Origin of the sequence: Listeria welshimeri serovar 6b str. SLCC5334, from assembly GCF_000060285.1 — a bacterium.
Taxonomy (GTDB): domain Bacteria; phylum Bacillota; class Bacilli; order Lactobacillales; family Listeriaceae; genus Listeria; species Listeria welshimeri.
The window spans coordinates 2,489,174-2,506,524 of sequence record NC_008555.1 but is presented as its reverse complement, the minus strand read 5'-3'; the positions used below and the strand labels follow the sequence as shown (position 1 = coordinate 2,506,524).

General features: G+C 35.4%; 15 protein-coding genes. 13 read left to right on the top strand and 2 right to left on the bottom strand.

What is annotated here, in order from left to right; genetic code table 11:
* Window positions 1–96: 96 nt before the first annotated feature.
* Both LWE_RS12620 and LWE_RS12615 read right to left on the bottom strand, forming a co-directional pair.
* Complete coding sequence (locus LWE_RS12620; RefSeq protein ID WP_011703197.1) at window positions 97–642, bottom strand: GNAT family N-acetyltransferase; 546 nt, start codon at window positions 640–642, stop codon at window positions 97–99.
* Between the two features lies 1 nt (window position 643).
* Window positions 644–1,279 carry a YigZ family protein gene (locus tag LWE_RS12615; RefSeq protein WP_011703196.1) on the bottom strand — a complete coding sequence of 212 codons (636 nt, stop codon included), beginning with the start codon at window positions 1,277–1,279 and terminating at the stop codon, window positions 644–646.
* A 384-nt stretch (window positions 1,280–1,663) separates the two neighbouring features.
* Here LWE_RS12615 and degU point away from each other — a divergent pair, with 384 nt between their 5' ends.
* The 13 genes from degU (at window position 1,664) to cls (ending at window position 17,341) form a co-directional block, all read left to right on the top strand.
* Window positions 1,664–2,350, top strand: a complete 687-nt coding sequence (gene degU, locus LWE_RS12610) for a two-component system response regulator DegU (RefSeq protein ID WP_011703195.1) — start codon at window positions 1,664–1,666, stop codon at window positions 2,348–2,350.
* Between the two features lie 20 nt (window positions 2,351–2,370).
* Window positions 2,371–3,222 carry a DegV family protein gene (locus LWE_RS12605; RefSeq protein WP_011703194.1) on the top strand — a complete coding sequence of 284 codons (852 nt, stop codon included), beginning with the start codon at window positions 2,371–2,373 and terminating at the stop codon, window positions 3,220–3,222.
* 191 nt (window positions 3,223–3,413) lie between these two features.
* Window positions 3,414–4,733 carry a DEAD/DEAH box helicase gene (locus LWE_RS12600; RefSeq protein WP_011703193.1) on the top strand — a complete coding sequence of 440 codons (1,320 nt, stop codon included), beginning with the start codon at window positions 3,414–3,416 and terminating at the stop codon, window positions 4,731–4,733.
* Window positions 4,726–5,382 carry a ComF family protein gene (locus LWE_RS12595; protein WP_011703192.1) on the top strand — a complete coding sequence of 219 codons (657 nt, stop codon included), beginning with the start codon at window positions 4,726–4,728 and terminating at the stop codon, window positions 5,380–5,382. Before LWE_RS12600 ends, LWE_RS12595 begins: the two co-directional genes overlap by 8 nt.
* Before the next feature lie 195 nt (window positions 5,383–5,577).
* Entirely contained in the window at window positions 5,578–6,141 is a 564-nt protein-coding gene (gene hpf / locus LWE_RS12590) for a ribosome hibernation-promoting factor, HPF/YfiA family (protein ID WP_003729232.1), read from the top strand.
* A 230-nt stretch (window positions 6,142–6,371) separates the two neighbouring features.
* Window positions 6,372–8,885, top strand: a complete 2,514-nt coding sequence (gene secA / locus LWE_RS12585; protein ID WP_011703191.1) for a preprotein translocase subunit SecA — start codon at window positions 6,372–6,374, stop codon at window positions 8,883–8,885.
* A gap of 84 nt (window positions 8,886–8,969) precedes the next feature.
* Window positions 8,970–10,071, top strand: a protein-coding gene (gene prfB / locus LWE_RS12580) for a peptide chain release factor 2 (RefSeq protein ID WP_148264572.1) whose coding sequence is annotated in 2 segments (ribosomal slippage) — window positions 8,970–9,041 and window positions 9,043–10,071 — 1,101 coding nt in all. Because the reading frame shifts where the segments join, the coding sequence is not laid out codon by codon here.
* Between the two features lie 6 nt (window positions 10,072–10,077).
* The gene (locus LWE_RS12575; RefSeq protein WP_011703189.1) at window positions 10,078–10,941 is read left to right on the top strand and encodes a YitT family protein; all 864 of its coding nucleotides are present in this window, start codon (window positions 10,078–10,080) and stop codon (window positions 10,939–10,941) included.
* 493 nt (window positions 10,942–11,434) lie between these two features.
* Window positions 11,435–12,121, top strand: a complete 687-nt coding sequence (ftsE, locus tag LWE_RS12570) for a cell division ATP-binding protein FtsE (protein ID WP_003720823.1) — start codon at window positions 11,435–11,437, stop codon at window positions 12,119–12,121.
* Window positions 12,111–12,995, top strand: coding sequence for a permease-like cell division protein FtsX (ftsX, locus tag LWE_RS12565; RefSeq protein WP_011703188.1), 885 nt, complete (start codon window positions 12,111–12,113; stop codon window positions 12,993–12,995). Before ftsE ends, ftsX begins: the two co-directional genes overlap by 11 nt.
* A gap of 74 nt (window positions 12,996–13,069) precedes the next feature.
* Complete coding sequence (locus LWE_RS12560) at window positions 13,070–14,320, top strand: NlpC/P60 family protein (protein ID WP_011703187.1); 1,251 nt, start codon at window positions 13,070–13,072, stop codon at window positions 14,318–14,320.
* A gap of 123 nt (window positions 14,321–14,443) precedes the next feature.
* Entirely contained in the window at window positions 14,444–15,769 is a 1,326-nt protein-coding gene (locus LWE_RS12555) for a murein hydrolase activator EnvC family protein (protein ID WP_011703186.1), read from the top strand.
* Between the two features lie 123 nt (window positions 15,770–15,892).
* Entirely contained in the window at window positions 15,893–17,341 is a 1,449-nt protein-coding gene (cls, locus tag LWE_RS12550) for a cardiolipin synthase (protein ID WP_011703185.1), read from the top strand.
* Window positions 17,342–17,351: the final 10 nt, after the last annotated feature.

Here is a 17,351-nt window from a genome sequence, read left to right as displayed (position 1 = left end):
CGGTTTCTTTAATTTTTAAACTTTTATTTATTATACAGAATTTAATAAGAAAAAAATACATAAATGATGTTATCTTTCAAAAATGTAATATTTGTCCTATTTGAGAATTAAGTGGTAATTACTAATTTCACAAATTTTCCCAGAGTGCAAATCCAATTCTTGTCCTGTAGAAATTAGTTCAAATCCTAGTTTTTTAAGCAACTTAATTGAAGCTACATTTTTAGGAAGTACTTTTGCTGTAATAGTTTTATAGGGCAGATAAGGCGAAATGGTTTTAAGAAAACTATTTAATATTTCATACATATAGCCTTGTTGCCAATAATTTCTAGCAAGTTCATAGCCGATTTCAATTGTTTCTTTATTTTTGTTAATATCATTAATTCCGAGTGAACCGAGGGCGTGAATGGAGTCATTTGTAGCGAAAATGGTGTATCTACATGCGTTTGGTTCGTTTTCAATAGCTTGAATCATTTCTTCTGCTTGATTAATAGTAGAAAATTTTTCGATATTCATAAACTGAGCTACTTCATTATCTGACCAAATGTCAAATAAAGATGCTGCATCTGCTAAAGTTGTTTTTCTTAAAATGGTTCGATCTGTTTTGATAATAGTTGGTAATTGAAAAAATAAGTTCGTGGACATACTAAGAGACATCCTTTTCTCTATATTTTTGAGTGCTTTCTGTTAATTCAAGTTGGCCATTAGCCATTTCAGTTATCCACTTACGAAAGTGTGGAATATCATCGTTGTCAACAAATACATGAAAAACTACTTTGTCAGTAAATTCTTTGTCATTAATTTGATAGTTTTTTTGTTCAAGAGCATTTTCTATTTTTCCTACAAGTGAATAGGCGAAAGAACATTTGATGATTGTTGCAAGTGTGCATTCCACTATTCCGATAGTTTGGATAGTTTCACTCACTGCGCTTCCATAAGCTCTGACAAGTCCTCCAGCTCCAAGTTTAGTCCCGCCAAAGTAACGAGTAACAACTACGGCTATATTTTTCAGCTTTTTCTTTTTTAAAACTTCTAACATTGGGACGCCAGCTGTTCCACTTGGTTCACCGTCATCATGCGCTTTTTGAAATTGGTCATTTTCTCCTATTATATAAGCAGAACAATTATGTGTAGCATCACGGTGCTCTTTTTTGATCGTTTGAATAAATGTTTGAGCTTCTGATTCTGTTGTAACTCGCATAATATGACAAATAAAGCGAGATTTTTCAATGATTATTTCGTGCTTTCCATCACTCTGAATGGTTAAATAATGATCCAACATAGGGAACCTCCATAAGTTGATACGTTCAGCCTGCTTTTATTTTATCCGAAAGCAAAGCGATTGTATAGATATTTTTCTAAGTGCCGTGGGTGAAGTGGTGGCAAATTCGTGTTATAATAAAACCTACTATTACTTTAGACTGGTTTTCGTTTTACAATTTATAGGCATATAGGAGTAATTTTCTGGAACTATGCAGTATAATAAGAATATAGTTTGTAATGAAAATAGGTTAGTTTGAGTAAATAGTACTTAAAAGAGAAATGTTTATTTGCCAATTTTATGGCAGGGATTGATAAGGTAAAGCAGTTTTGCTACTAAAAAAGGATGATTTTTCGATTGCAAAAGGCTTGGTGAAATTAGATAAGTGAAGGAGGAGTAGTCACTATGGCACTCAAAATCATGATTGTAGATGATCATCAGTTGTTCCGCGAAGGTATCAAGCGGATTTTAGAATTGGAAGATTCTTTTGAAGTTGTGGCGGAAGCTGAAAATGGCAAGAATATTGTAGCAAAAGTACGCGAATATAAACCAGATATCGTTTTAATGGACATAAACATGCCAACTGTTAATGGGCTGGATGCAACAGAAATGTTAGTGCGTCAATTTCCTAGTATCAAAGTCATTGTTTTAACTATCCATGATACGGATGAGTATGTTACAGAAGCTTTAAGAGCAGGAGCAGTAGGTTATTTGCTGAAAGAAATGGATGCTCAAGAGCTTGTAGAAGCTGTTAAGATTGTTGAAAATGGTGGCGCATATATTCACCCACGTGTGGCAATTAAATTGATTCGAGAATATCGACATCTAGCAAGTACTAATACTTCTCAAGGTGTATATGGCTATCAACAACCAGAAGTGAAAATGCCGCTTCATATTTTGACGCATAGAGAATGTGAGGTATTACAACTTCTTACAGATGGTAAAAGTAATCGAGGAATCGGAGAAACACTTTTCATTAGTGAAAAAACAGTGAAAAACCATGTAAGTAGTATTTTACAAAAAATGAAAGTGAATGATAGAACCCAAGCGGTTGTAACAGCAATTAAGCATGGTTGGGTATATATTCGCTAAAGAAATCTCAGGAGGACTTTATGAACGGAAAAATAGCAGTGGTAACTGACAGCACAGCATACTTACCAGATAAAGTGAGAGAGCAATTACAGATTCATGTCATACCACTTTCTGTAATAATTGATGGAAAAGCTTATCGTGAGGCCGAAGAGTTAGATGCAGCCGATTTTTATGAGATGGTAAAAGTGGCTCAAAATTTCCCGACTTCTTCTCAACCCGCTCCAGGAGAATTCATTCAATTGTTTGAATCGTTGAAATCAAAAGGCTATGAGACCGTAATTACCATTCATTTATCAAGTGGTATCAGTGGGACTTTCCAAAATGCAGCTTCTGCAGGAGAGTTAATTGACGGTTTAAACGTTATTGCATATGATTCGGAGCTCTCGTGTATGGCCCAAGGAATGCTTGCAACAAAAGCAGCTGAAATGGCTTTGAATGATGAACCGATAGATAGTATTATTGGGGCGCTAAATAAAATAAAGCAAGCGCAAGATGCTTATTTTATGGTGGATGATTTAAATAATTTACAACGAGGCGGACGTTTAAACGGTGCTCAAGCGCTTGTTGGCAGCTTACTTCAAATTAAGCCAATTCTTCACTTTGATAATAAAGAGATTGTTTTATTTGAAAAAGTAAGGACGCAAAAGAAAGCATTAAAAAGAATTGAAGATATTCTTCAAACAGCTATTGAAAATAAAACTGCTGAAAAAGCTTATGTGATTCACGGAAACGACCCAGAAAAAGGGGAATCATGGCGCAAGCATTTAGCAACGAAATTTCCAGAAGTAATATTCGAATTAAGCTATTTCGGCCCGGTTATTGGAACACACTTAGGAGAAGGCGCACTTGGTTTAACTTGGTCTATAAAATGAAAAACCTCAGTTAACAGCTGAGGTTTTTTTGTATAGGGTAAAATTCTTTTTTTGATTAGTCGGCTGTCTCAAAATGGTAGTTTTCTCTTTAGTTAAAAGGTGATTTTTAATATAAAATACATACAGAAAAACAGAAAATCACTTCTGCAAAAAATCCTCACTTGTTGTATAACTAAAGAGAGGTGAAAGTAGTGGATATTTTTCCTGGTAGATTATATTTGAGAAAAGAGATTGAACATATAGAGGGCTTTAATAATATTGCAGCTATTTCAAATAATAAATGCTTTCGCTGCGGGAATACGGCTGCTCATTTGTTTGGACGAATGTCTTGTGTATTATGTGGGCGTGAAGATTGTTTATATTGTCGTAATTGCCTAGTTATGGGAAGAGTAAATAGTTGTCAGAAATTATATTATCAAAAAACAACCATACTACAAAGTGAGAAAAAAACTCTTTTAGAATGGGGAGGCGTTCTTTCTAAAGGACAAAAGAAAGCTTCAGAAGCAGTTGTTTTAAGTTTAAAAAGAAATCAAGATATGCTTTTGTGGGCAGTTGCGGGCTCAGGTAAGACAGAAATGATGTTTGAAGGTATGGACTGGGCTTTAAGGCAAGGATTTAGAATTTGTCTGGCTTCTCCAAGAGTGGATGTTTGTCTAGAACTCTACCCACGTTTAAAAGAAGTATTCCCTAGTAAAAACATGGTTTGCCTTTATGGCGATTCAGAGGATAAATATCAAGGAGAACAATTTGTACTAGCAACAACCCACCAACTAATCCGTTTTTATGAAGCGTTTGAAGTGATTTTTATTGATGAAGTAGATGCTTTTCCTTATGCGAAAGATCCTTTTTTAAACTATGCAGTAGAGAAGGCGCGTAAAAAAGAAGGTACAACAATTGTTATAACAGCTACGCCAGAGCAGAAGTGGCAAGAAGAATGTACAAGTGGCAAGCGTCGTTTTGTTAAGATACCTGCGCGTTATCATCGCAAGAAGCTTCCAGTCCCCCGAACGTGTTGGATAGGTCCTTGGAAGAAAAAGCTTTCTAGAGGTCAAATAACACATAAACTTATTAATTGGATTAAAGAAAAGGAAGCGAAAGACCAACCGATTCTAATTTTCTTTCCAGAAATAGAAGCGATGAATCAATTCTCGAAGGCTTTAACAAATTATAATTTTCCTGAGCCGGTAACGGTACACTCAGCAGATGCAGCTCGTAAAGAAAAGGTGGAATGGCTTCGCGAGGGGAAAATAAAAATATTACTCACTACTACAATTTTAGAGCGTGGTGTCACTTTTACAGATGTGCAAGTTGCTGTTTTTGGGAGTGAAGGAAGTATTTTTACTGAAGCGGCACTTGTTCAAATTTCTGGTCGTGCTGGAAGGAAGTTTTCACATCCAACTGGGGATGTTTGCTTTTTTCATTATGGAGCAACAGCAGAGATGAAACGTGCAATAAAACATATTCAAAAGATGAATCAGTTAGGTGTGAAAGAAGGCATGCTGGATGATTAATTGTTTGCTATGCTCTAAACAAATTAAACTAGAAGTGGGATGGAATCTGGATTGGTTATTTGAGCAAGAACAATATTGCTGTCATAAATGCTTAGCAAATTTCGAAAAATTAAGTGGCTTGCTTTGTAAGGTTTGCAGTAAAGAATCTGTTTCAGATATTTGTGAAGATTGTGCGAGTAGAGATCACTTTTTAGATAGTAATAAGTCTATATATCGTTATAATGATTTTGCAAAAGAATATATGAAAAAATATAAGTTTCAAGGAGATTATGTCATAGGAGCTATTTTTAAAAATGAATTAAAAAAACAATTAGCAGGAAATAAGGCGACTGTTATTCCGATTCCAGTGAGTGATACTCGGAAAATAGAGAGAGGGTTTAATCAAACAACTGGGATGCTAAAACAATCAAATATAAAGTATGAAGAAATTTTGGCAAGAGCACACTCCGAAAAGCAGTCTAAAAAAACAAAAAAAGAACGATTAGAGGCTAAACAAGTTTTTTATCTTTCTAATAACAGCGTAATTAATCATTTGGAAGTGATTTTATTTGATGATATATATACAACAGGAAGTACGCTTAACTTAGCGGCGCAGATTTTAAAAGAGGCAGGTGTGAAAAAAGTAACAGCGCTAACAATATTTAGATAGTGGATATTTATCTACCAAAAAAAGGTTTGCGACGGGCGTTTTAGTGGAATAAAATAATAAATAAAGATAAGTAGATAAACACTTCTTAGCTCTTTGTGCAAATGTTTGCAAAACACATCGTTTTCACGTAGACTAGGGTTAAGAAGGATACTCTTCTTTATCGTTATTTTGTTTTATTTCAAAGGAGGAATTGCTATGCTTAAGTACAACATTCGTGGTGAAAATATTGAAGTAACAGAACCGATTAGAGATTACGTTGAAAAGAAAATTGATAAATTAGAACGATACTTCACAGAAACTCCAGACGCTAACGTTCATGTTAATTTAAAAGTATATTCCGATAAAAATGCGAAAGTTGAAGTGACTATTCCTCTCCCAAATCTTGTGCTACGTGCAGAAGAAACGAGTGGAGATTTATATGCTAGCATCGACTTGATTGTGGATAAATTAGAAAGACAAATTCGTAAACACAAAACAAAAGTAAACCGTAAATTCCGTGACAAAGGTGCAGAAAGAGATTATTTTGCTTATTCTGATGTTAATGGCAGCACACCACCAGAGGAAAATGAAAGTGATTTTGATCTTGAAATCGTTAGAACAAAACAATTTTCTTTAAAACCTATGGATAGTGAAGAAGCTGTATTACAAATGAACTTGTTAGGACACAGCTTTTACGTGTATACGGATGCTGAAACTAATGGAACAAATATCGTTTATTCACGCAAAGATGGTAAGTATGGTTTAATTGAAACTAATTAATTTCTAATATAATCATTCAAATGGGGGCCAACAATTTGGTCCCTATTTTTATTAGGAGTGAAGATTATATGACAATTTTTTATTTTTATTTATTAAAATGAGATAACCAGTTGTATATTTCAACTAATAAGTGATAGAATTAGTTTGTATATTTTAAGATAAGATAATTCCTGAAAGTTATCATAGATGAAACTGCTAGAATACAGCGAAAACAGTAGAGGAGAATTTAAATGGCTGGACTATTGAAAAAGATTTTTGAATCAGGAAAAAAAGATGTTAAATATTTGGAAAGAAAAGCAGATGAAATTATTGCTTTAGCAGATGAAACTGCGGCTCTTTCTGATGATGCTTTACGCGAAAAAACAGTAGAGTTTAAAGAACGTGTTCAAAAAGGCGAAACACTGGATGATTTATTGGTGGAAGCTTTTGCAGTTGCTAGAGAAGGCGCTAAACGTGCGTTAGGACTATATCCATTTAAAGTTCAATTAATGGGTGGTATTGTTCTTCATGAAGGTAATATTGCAGAAATGAAAACTGGTGAAGGTAAAACATTAACAGCGACATTACCAGTTTATTTAAATGCACTTTCTGGTGAAGGGGTGCATGTTGTTACAGTCAATGAATACTTGGCTCACCGTGATGCAGAAGAAATGGGAGTTCTATACAATTTCTTAGGACTTTCTGTTGGACTAAACTTAAATGCTTTATCTAGCACAGAAAAACGAGAAGCTTATGCATGTGATATTACGTATAGTACAAACAACGAATTAGGGTTTGACTACTTGCGTGATAACATGGTGGTTTACAAAGAAGAAATGGTACAACGTCCACTGTCGTTTGCTGTTATTGATGAAGTCGATTCCATTTTGGTTGATGAAGCAAGAACACCATTAATCATTTCTGGAGAAGCTGAAAAATCAACTATTCTTTACGTGCGAGCAAACACTTTTGTACGGACTTTGACAGAAGAAAAAGATTATACAGTGGATATTAAAACAAAATCTGTTCAATTAACTGAAGAAGGTATGACAAAAGGTGAAAATTACTTTGACGTAGAAAACCTTTTTGATTTAGAAAACACGGTTATTTTGCATCATATTGCGCAAGCTCTTAAAGCTAACTATACAATGAGTTTAGATGTTGATTACGTAGCTCAAGATGATGAAGTATTAATCGTAGACCAATTTACTGGTCGTATTATGAAAGGTCGTCGATTCAGTGAAGGTTTACACCAAGCTCTTGAAGCAAAAGAAGGCGTAACTATTCAAAATGAATCCAAAACAATGGCGACAATTACATTCCAAAACTATTTCCGTATGTATAAAAAACTTGCAGGTATGACTGGTACTGCAAAAACGGAAGAAGAAGAATTCCGTGATATTTATAATATGCGTGTTATTGAAATACCTACTAATAAAGTAATTATTCGTGATGACCGTCCGGATTTAATCTTTACTACTATCAATGCGAAATTCGATGCTGTTGTAGAAGATATTGCAGAACGTAATGCGAAGGGGCAACCTGTACTTGTTGGTACCGTTGCGATTGAAACATCTGAGCTTATTTCTAGCAAACTAAAACGCAAAGGTATCAAACATGATGTTCTGAATGCTAAACAACATGAACGTGAAGCAGATATTATTAAACATGCTGGTGAACGTGGCGCGGTAACTATCGCAACCAATATGGCTGGTCGTGGTACAGATATTAAACTTGGTGAAGGCACAATTGAGGCAGGCGGTTTAGCTGTTATTGGTACGGAACGTCATGAATCTCGTCGTATTGATAATCAGTTGCGTGGTCGTTCTGGACGTCAAGGAGATCCTGGTGTAACTCAATTTTATCTTTCTATGGAAGATGAACTGATGCGCCGCTTCGGATCTGACAACATGAAATCTATGATGGAACGCTTTGGTATGGCAGAAGATGCTATCCAAAGTAAAATGGTTAGTCGTGCTGTTGAATCTGCGCAAAGACGTGTGGAAGGAAATAACTTTGATTCCCGTAAACAAGTATTGCAATATGATGATGTCCTTCGTCAACAACGGGAAGTTATCTATAAACAACGTTATGAAGTAATTAATGCGGAAAATAGTTTGCGTGAAATTATTGAACAAATGATTCAGCGTACGGTAAACTATATCGTTTCTAGCAATGCTTCAAGTCGCGAGCCTGAAGAAGATTGGAATCTACAAGGAATCATTGACTATGTTGATGCCAACTTGCTTCCAGAAGGTACCGTAACACTTGAGGACATACAAAATAGATCAAGTGAAGATATTCAAAATCTTATTTTAGACAAAATTAAAGTAGCATATGACGAAAAAGAAACACTTTTACCTCCAGAAGAATTTAATGAATTTGAAAAAGTAGTATTGCTTCGTGTAGTTGATACGAAATGGGTAGATCATATTGATGCAATGGATCATTTGCGTGATGGTATCCATCTTCGTGCTTATGGTCAAATTGATCCGCTTCGTGAGTATCAATCAGAAGGTTTCGAAATGTTTGAAGCGATGGTATCTTCTATTGATGAAGACGTTGCGCGTTACATTATGAAAGCGGAAATTCGCCAAAATCTTGAGCGTGAACAAGTTGCCAAAGGGGAAGCTATTAACCCAGCGGAAGGGAAACCAGAAGCAAAACGCCAACCAGTTCGTAAAGATCAACATATTGGACGTAATGACCCGTGTCCTTGTGGAAGCGGCAAGAAATATAAGAATTGTCACGGTAAAGAAGCATAGATTGAAACAACTAAAAAAGCGCCTGCAAGACGGCGCTTTTTGCTATGAAAGTTTATAAGTAAATACAAAAAAGGTGGAATTAGAATGGAATTAGCAGAAATTCGTAATGAATTAGAAAAAACAGCGCAGCAAATTAAAGACTTTAGGGGGTCTCTTTGACTTAGACAACATGGAAGTTCGCATAGCTGAGTTAGAAGACCAAATGTTGGATCCTAATTTTTGGAATGACCAACAAGCCGCACAAAAAATAATCAATGAATCAAACGGATACAAAGAAACATACCAAGCTTTTCATGCATTAGAAGAAGAGCAAGAAAGTATGGAAATTAGCTTAGAACTTTTGAAAGAAGAAGCGGACGAAGATTTACAAGCAGAATTAGAAAAAGACATTACAGCTTATATGGCTACTATCAATGAATTTGAATTAAAATTAATGTTAAGTGATCCATATGATAAAAATAATGCTATTTTAGAATTGCATCCAGGTGCTGGTGGAACTGAATCTCAAGACTGGGGTTCGATGTTACTCCGTATGTATCAACGTTGGTCAGAGAAAAAAGGCTTTAAAGTCGAAATGCTTGATTACCAGGCAGGAGATGAAGCTGGAATTAAAAGTGTTACACTGCTTATTAAAGGTCACAATGCTTATGGTTATTTAAAAGCTGAAAAAGGCGTGCACCGTTTAGTTCGAATTTCACCTTTTGACTCTTCTGGCCGTCGTCACACTTCCTTTGTTTCTGTAGATGTGATGCCAGAACTTGATGATGATATCGAAATCGAAGTTCGTACAGAAGACCTGAAAATTGATACGTACCGAGCAACAGGTGCTGGTGGACAACATATCAATACGACCGATTCTGCGGTTCGAATGACACATATCCCAAGTGGAATCGTTGTTACGTGCCAATCAGAACGTTCTCAGCTTAAAAACCGTGACCAAGCAATGAAAATGCTGAAAACAAAGTTATATCAAAAAGAACAAGAAGAAAAAGAACGTGAACTAGCAGAAATTCGTGGAGAACAAAAAGAAATTGGCTGGGGAAGTCAAATTCGCTCCTATGTTTTCCACCCTTACTCCATGGTGAAAGACCATCGCACAAATTACGAAACTGGTAATATTCAAGCTGTAATGGATGGAGATTTAGACGACTTTATCAATGCATATTTGCGTTCTAGGATTGGATAATAAAAAATGATAAATAAACGAAAAAAGCAACCTTTATCCCCAAAAGTTGCTAAATTAATCGAGTATATTTATGTTATTATTGGTGCGGCCTTTATTGCGCTAGCTTTTAACGTGTTACTTCTCCCTAATCATGTTGCATCAGGCGGCGTGAGCGGGATCAGTACGATTATCAACTATTTGACTGGTTGGAATCCAGCGTTCATTCAGTGGGCGTTCAATATTCCACTTTTTCTTGCTGGGTTATTCTTTTTAGGATACCAATTTGGGCTGAAAACTTTTGTAGGTACTATGTTGCTACCATTCTTTGTTTATTTAACACAGGGGCTAGAGCCGTGGACGCATGAACCTTTAGTAGCTGCGTTATTTGGCGGTGTATTAGTTGGAATGGGTCTGGGCATTGTTTTTCGCGGAAAAGCTTCTACTGGTGGAACAGATGTAGCAGCGCAAATTTTGCATAAGTATTCGCATTTAACACTCGGGATTTGTGTGGCTTTAATTGATGGATTTGTTGTTATTTCAGCGATGTTTGTTTTTGATATTGAATCAGGACTCTATGCACTAGTTGGACTTTTTGCCACAAGTAAAACAATTGATTTAGTACAGGTTGGTTTGAATCAGTCCAAAACAGTTTTTATTATTTCTGAGAATCAAGAAGCTATAAGACAAGCTATTCTTTTCAAAATTGACCGTGGTATTACGCGTCTTTCGGCTAAAGGTGGATATACAGAAGATGATAAACAAATTTTACTATGTGTTATTGCGCAAAGTGAGTTTTCAAGATTAAAAGAAGTTATTAAAGAAATTGATCCTGAAGCATTTGTAGTTGTTATGAGCGCAAGTGAAGTGATGGGTGAAGGTTTTACATCTTAAAAAAGTACCATTTGCAGACTATTAACAGATTGCAAATGGTACTTTTTTCTTTTTTTAAAATGGTTTTTGACAATTTGATGACAGGAGAAATTAGCGTAACAGCAGATGTGAAGCTACTTTATTCTAATTGGTCTATTCCGCTAGAGATAACTGTAATGATTTTTAATCTACCTGTAATGTTAATTAGGGTAAAAACACGTTACAATGTTAGCAGTAGAAAAGACCAAAACGGCTCTTTTTTATTTTTATGCAACTAAAAGCCGAACTTAAAGTGGAAATGCGAATAATAATTACATTTCCTATTACAATAATGAAGATATTGTCATACCCTGAAATATAATTGTAATGCAATTAACCTATAGATGAAAAACTGTCATGGTATAATTAAGTTTATGTTGTGAGTTTAGATTCGTGCCAACAGACAGTGCATCTTCATGGTTACCATGCATTACCTAAAATGTAACTCAGTAGAAAGGCATAGTAAGGTGATAAAATGATATTAATGGAAGATGTTTATAAGAAATACCCCAATGGCATTACTGCCGCTAATGGATTAAATATTAACATTGGTGAAGGGGAATTTGTTTATGTAGTAGGCCCGAGTGGTGCTGGTAAATCAACCTTTATTAAAATGATTTACAGAGAAGAACGAGCGACAAAAGGCAAAATCATCGTAGACAAATTTGATTTGATTAATATGAAAAATCGCGAAATCCCATATTTACGAAGAAACGTAGGCGTGGTATTCCAAGATTACAAATTACTTCAAAGCAAAACAGTTTATGAAAACATTGCTTATGCGATGGAAGTGGTTGAAACTGAGCCATCCGTAATTAAAGAACGTGTTATGGAAGTGCTAGATTTAGTCAACCTAAAGCACAAAGTAAGAATGTTGCCGGATGAACTTTCCGGTGGTGAGCAACAACGGATATCCATTGCCCGTTCGATTGCCAACATGCCTAAAGTATTAATAGCAGATGAGCCGACCGGTAACCTGGATCCTGATACTTCATGGGAAATCATGAATATCCTTGAAGAAATAAGCAATCGCGGAACGACTATAGTAATGGCTACCCATAACAAAGAAATTGTAAACACATTAAAACATCGGGTAATAGCTATCGAAAATGGTCGAATTGTACGTGATGAGCAGCAAGGAGAATATGGTTATGAAATTTAGGACAATAGGAAGACATATAAGAGAAAGTTTTAAGAGCCTTTACCGGAATGGTTGGATGACCTTTGCAGCAGCAAGTGCAGTAACAGTAACACTTATCTTAGTCAGCGTGTTTTTTGCAATATTGATTAACATGAACAAACTTGCAACGGATGTAGAAAACAATGTACAAATTAACGTACATATTTCTCTAAGCGCAGACAAGAAACAGCAGCAAGACCTTGAGAAAAACATTGAGAAGATTGATGGAGTTGATAGTGTCACTTTTTCTTCAAAAGACGATGAATTGAAGAAATTAGTTGGCGCGTACGGCAAGAACTTCGAATTGTTTAAACAAGATAATCCACTATACGATGTGTTCGTTGTAGAAGCTAAAGAGCCGACGCAAACGAAGGCAATTGCTCAAAAAGTAGAAAAATTACAGTACGTAGATAATGTAGAATATGGTGAGAAAACAGTCGACAAATTATTTGATACCTTGAAATGGGGACGATATGCTGGTATCATATTAAGCATTGGGTTATTATTAACAGCAATGTTCTTAATATCAAATACAATTAAGATTGCGATTTTCTCACGTAGAAGAGAAATAGAAATTATGAAATTAGTAGGAGCAACCAACTGGTTCATACGCTGGCCTTTCGTTTTAGAAGGTGCTTGGCTAGGATTAATTGGATCGATTGTCCCGGTTGTGTTAACATTTATAGGCTATGTTAATATTTACAATTTGGTCAATCCGAAGTTAGTGACAAGTTCTTTATCACTTCTTCCTCCAACACCGTTTGCCTATCAAATTAGCGCATTGATTATTGCAATCGGCGTACTAATCGGAATATGGGGTAGCGTAATCTCTATCCGTAGATTCTTAAAAGTCTAACTATCGAATTTGCTTAACTTGAAATAAAAATAATTTAAAAGAAAAGCTAGGGAGCTTTTTAGGAGGTAAACTTTTTGAAAAAGAATACGTTTATTGCGATTTCACTCGCAGCAGTTATCAGTTTGACGCCAGCTTTCACGACTAATGTTTTTGCGGACGTAAATACAGATATTCAAAATCAAGATAAAAAAATTAACGACATCAAGTCTAAGAAAACAGATTTACAATCAGAACTTTCCAGTTTAGTTGCTGATCTTGACAAAGCTCAAGAGAAAGCTAAATCTTTACAAGGAGATTTCGACAAAACAGGCAAAGAACTTAAACAACTTAATCAAGATATTAAAGATATCAATGAACGTATTAAAGAACGTGAATCAGTTTTAAAAGATCGTGCTCGTGCGATGCAAAAAACTTCAAATTCTAATGCATACCTAGAAGTAATTTTAGATTCAGAAAATCTTTCTGACTTAGTTGGTCGCGTATCTGCAGTAAACCAATTAGTTGATTCTGACAAATCAATTTTAGAAGATCAACAAAATGATGAAAAAGAATTAAAATCAAAACAAACTTCTGTGAAGAAAAAACAAGAAGAACAAGCTACAGCAATTCATGATTATGAAGCACAACAAAATAAAATCGAAGCACAAAAAGCTGAAAAAGAAGCGATTGTTGCTCAACTAGCTTCTGATCAAGCAAGTGCTGAGAACGAAAAAGCAAGTCTTGTAAGCGAACGTAACAAAGCAGCAAAAGCAGCAGCAGAACGCGCAACTGCTTTACGTGAAGCAACATCTGCAAACGTTGGACAAGAAGAAAAAGCAACAACTACAAACAATACTACTAATGCAGCAAGTACAAATGCTGTTTCAAATGAATCTTCAAAAGCAACTAACAAAACAGCATCTAAAACAGAAAACACAAGTTCAAAAGACGAAACTCCAAGTACTCCAGCTCCATCCGGTAGTGGATATTCAGCAATGATTTCTGCTGCAAGAGCTCAACTTGGTAAACCTTACAGCCTAGGAGCAACTGGTCCAAGCGCATTTGATTGCTCTGGATTTACTTCTTACGCATTCCGTGCGGCTGGAATTTCTCTTCCAAGAACTTCCGGTGGTCAATATGCTGCAGCTTCAAAAATTAGCGCTAGCCAAGCAAAACCAGGCGATTTAGTATTCTTCAACTACGGTGGAGGAATTGCTCACGTTGGGATTTATGTTGGTGGCGGACAAATGATTAACGCTCAAAATAACGGCGTTAAATATGATAACATCACTAGTGGTTACTGGGCTAAATATCTTGTTGGATATGGCCGCGTAGCAAACTTCTAATAATTATTGAAAAGTTAAAAAGCACCTTTGTCGATTTTAAAAACAAAGGTGCTTTTTTATATGGAATAGAGTATAGGGATCATGAAGTTCCTAATCAAATAGATAATAGAAAAGGAGCTTATTATGCTTAAAAAATATGGGGTAACTTTAGCGCTTGGTGCAGTTATAATTTGTGCACCCATAAGTGCAAATGCGGATAGCATTAATGATATGCAAAAACGCCAAAGTGAGATTGAGCAAAAAAAATCAGAATTAGACAAGAACTTAGACACTAAAAACTCAGAAATAAATACTTTAGAAAGTGCTGAAAAAGATGCTACTAAAGAATTAGAATCTCTTTTAAAAAGTATTGATGAAACAAATAAAAAATTAAAAGCACAAGAAACTAAAGTCGATTCTGAAAATAAAAAGTTAAAACAATTGAAGCAAGAAATCGAAAAATTGCGCAATGATATTAAGGATCGTCAAAAAGTGCTTGATGGACGAGCGCGCGCAATTCAAACAACAGGAACGGCAACTTCTTATTTAGATATGGTTTTTGAAGCAAATGATTTTAAAGAGCTAGTTGATCGAGTAACCGTTGTATCTGCTATCGTTAAAGCAGATCAAAGTATTATGCAAGACCAAAAAGATGATCAAGATAAATTAAAAGTAACTGAATCCAGTTCAAAGAAAAAATTAGAAAGTTTAAAAGTCTTAGCAATGGATTTAGAAGTTTCTAGAAATAATATGGAAAGTCAGAAACAAGAGAAAAACGACCTAGTTATGACTCTTGCAAGTAAAAAAGATTTAACCAAAAACGAACAAGCATTACTAGCGAGCGAACAAGGAGCATTAACTTCCGAAGAAAAGAAATTAGCATCCAATATTGCTAGTGAAAAAGCAAAACAAGAAGCAGCCCTTAAAGCAGCAGAAGAAAAACGTATTCAAGAAGCAGCTGTTGCAAATGCCAAAAAAGCAAAAGAAAGCAAAACCGTTGTCGCTAAGTCACCCTCTCCTAGTTTAAATGCGCCGAAACCACAAGAAACAGTTAGCTCTGGGGGCGGACAATTTATTAAACCAGCTGCTGGTATTTTGTCCTCTGGATTTAGTGACCGTACAAACCCAGTCACAGGAGAACATGAATCACATAAAGGTCAAGATATTGCGGCAGGTGGAACAGTAACTGTTTCTGCGGCAGCTTCTGGCACTGTTGTATTTTCTGGATTTGGCGCGTCTGGTAGCGGTTTTGGAGGCTATGGTTATGTAGTTAAAATCGACCATGGTAATGGTTTCCAAACGTTATATGGACATATGCGTGCAGGTAGCTTGAAAGTCGTTTCAGGACAACAGGTTTCGCAAGGACAACCAATTGGAATTATGGGTTCAACAGGACAGTCTACAGGACAACATCTCCATTTTGAAATTCACCAAAATGGTGTTCCTATTGATCCAGCACCATATTTATAGTTGAAAAACCATTGGCTACAACGTCAGTGGTTTTTTCATGCTTAAAAGCTAACTGGAATAGGCTAAATGGCTATTTTATGATATGATATTACTATCAGTTTGTGTAAGAAAAGGGGGAACACAATGGGACTGTTGGCTTATTTATTAGTGGTTTTGCTAATTTTAAATGTATTCTTTGCGGCAGTGACGGTCTTCTTAGAAAGACGTGATACATCCGCCACTTGGGCTTGGTTACTAGTCTTAACTTTTGTTCCAATTTTTGGTTTCATTATCTACTTGATTTTTGGGAGAAAACTATCAGGGAAGAAGATTTTTGATTGGAAGGGACAAGAAAAAATTGGGATACAAGAATCAACTGCTAACCAAATAGAAATGATTCGACAAAAAGAATTTCCATTTAGCGATTCAAATGTTAAAAAACATCGGGATTTAATTTACTTATTACTTGTCAATGATGGTGCAATTTTAACACAAGATAATGAAGTGGAACTTTTTATTGATGGACATGAAAAATTTGATGCTTTGATTGCAGATATCGAAAAAGCAAAAGACCATATTCATTTAATTTACTATATTTTCCATTCAGATGAGCTTGGAAATCGCTTAATGCGTGTACTTGAACGAAAAGCAGCAGAAGGTTTAAACGTTAAAATTATATATGATGCAATGGGATCACGGACCACAAAAAAATCATTTTTCCGAACTTTTGAAAAAAATGGTGGTTTAGTGCGACCGTTCTTTCCTTCAAAACTACCATTAATTAACTTCCGACTAAACTATCGAAATCACCGTAAATTAGCGATTATCGATGGAGATATCAGTTATATTGGTGGATTTAATATTGGTGATGAATATTTAGGTTTATCCAAAAAGTTTGGTTACTGGCGCGATACGCATTTGCGTGTACATGGAAAAGCAGTTTATGCGATGCAAACGCGTTTTATTATGGACTGGAATTCAGCATCGTCTACTAATAAGATTGACTATAAACCTAGATACTTCCCTACTTTTCATGGGAAAGGCCATACAAGTATGCAAATCGTATCAAGTGGACCAGATTCAGAATGGCAACAAATCAAAAATGGTTACATAAAAATGATTAATGCCGCTAAAAAGACGATTTATTTACAATCACCATATTTTATTCCAGATGCAAGTTTGCTTGAGGCAATTAAAATCGCTGCACTATCTGGTGTGGATGTGCGTGTAATGATTCCGAATAAACCAGACCATGCTTTTGTATATAGAGCTACAACTAATTATGCAGGAGAGCTAATGGAGACTGGTGCAAAAATATTCATTTATGATAATGGCTTTATACATGCGAAAACCTTAGTTGTTGATGGAGAAATTGCCTCTGTTGGGACAGCAAATATGGATTTCCGTAGTTTCCGACTGAATTTTGAAGTAAATGCTTTTATCTATGAAAAGAAAATGGTGCAAAAATTAGAAGATGCGTTTTTAGAAGATATTTTGAAATCCTATCAACTTACACCAGAATTATATGCAAAACGATCTTTATGGATTAAATTTAAGGAAGCGGTAAGCCGACTTTTATCTCCAATATTATAAAAATGATTTT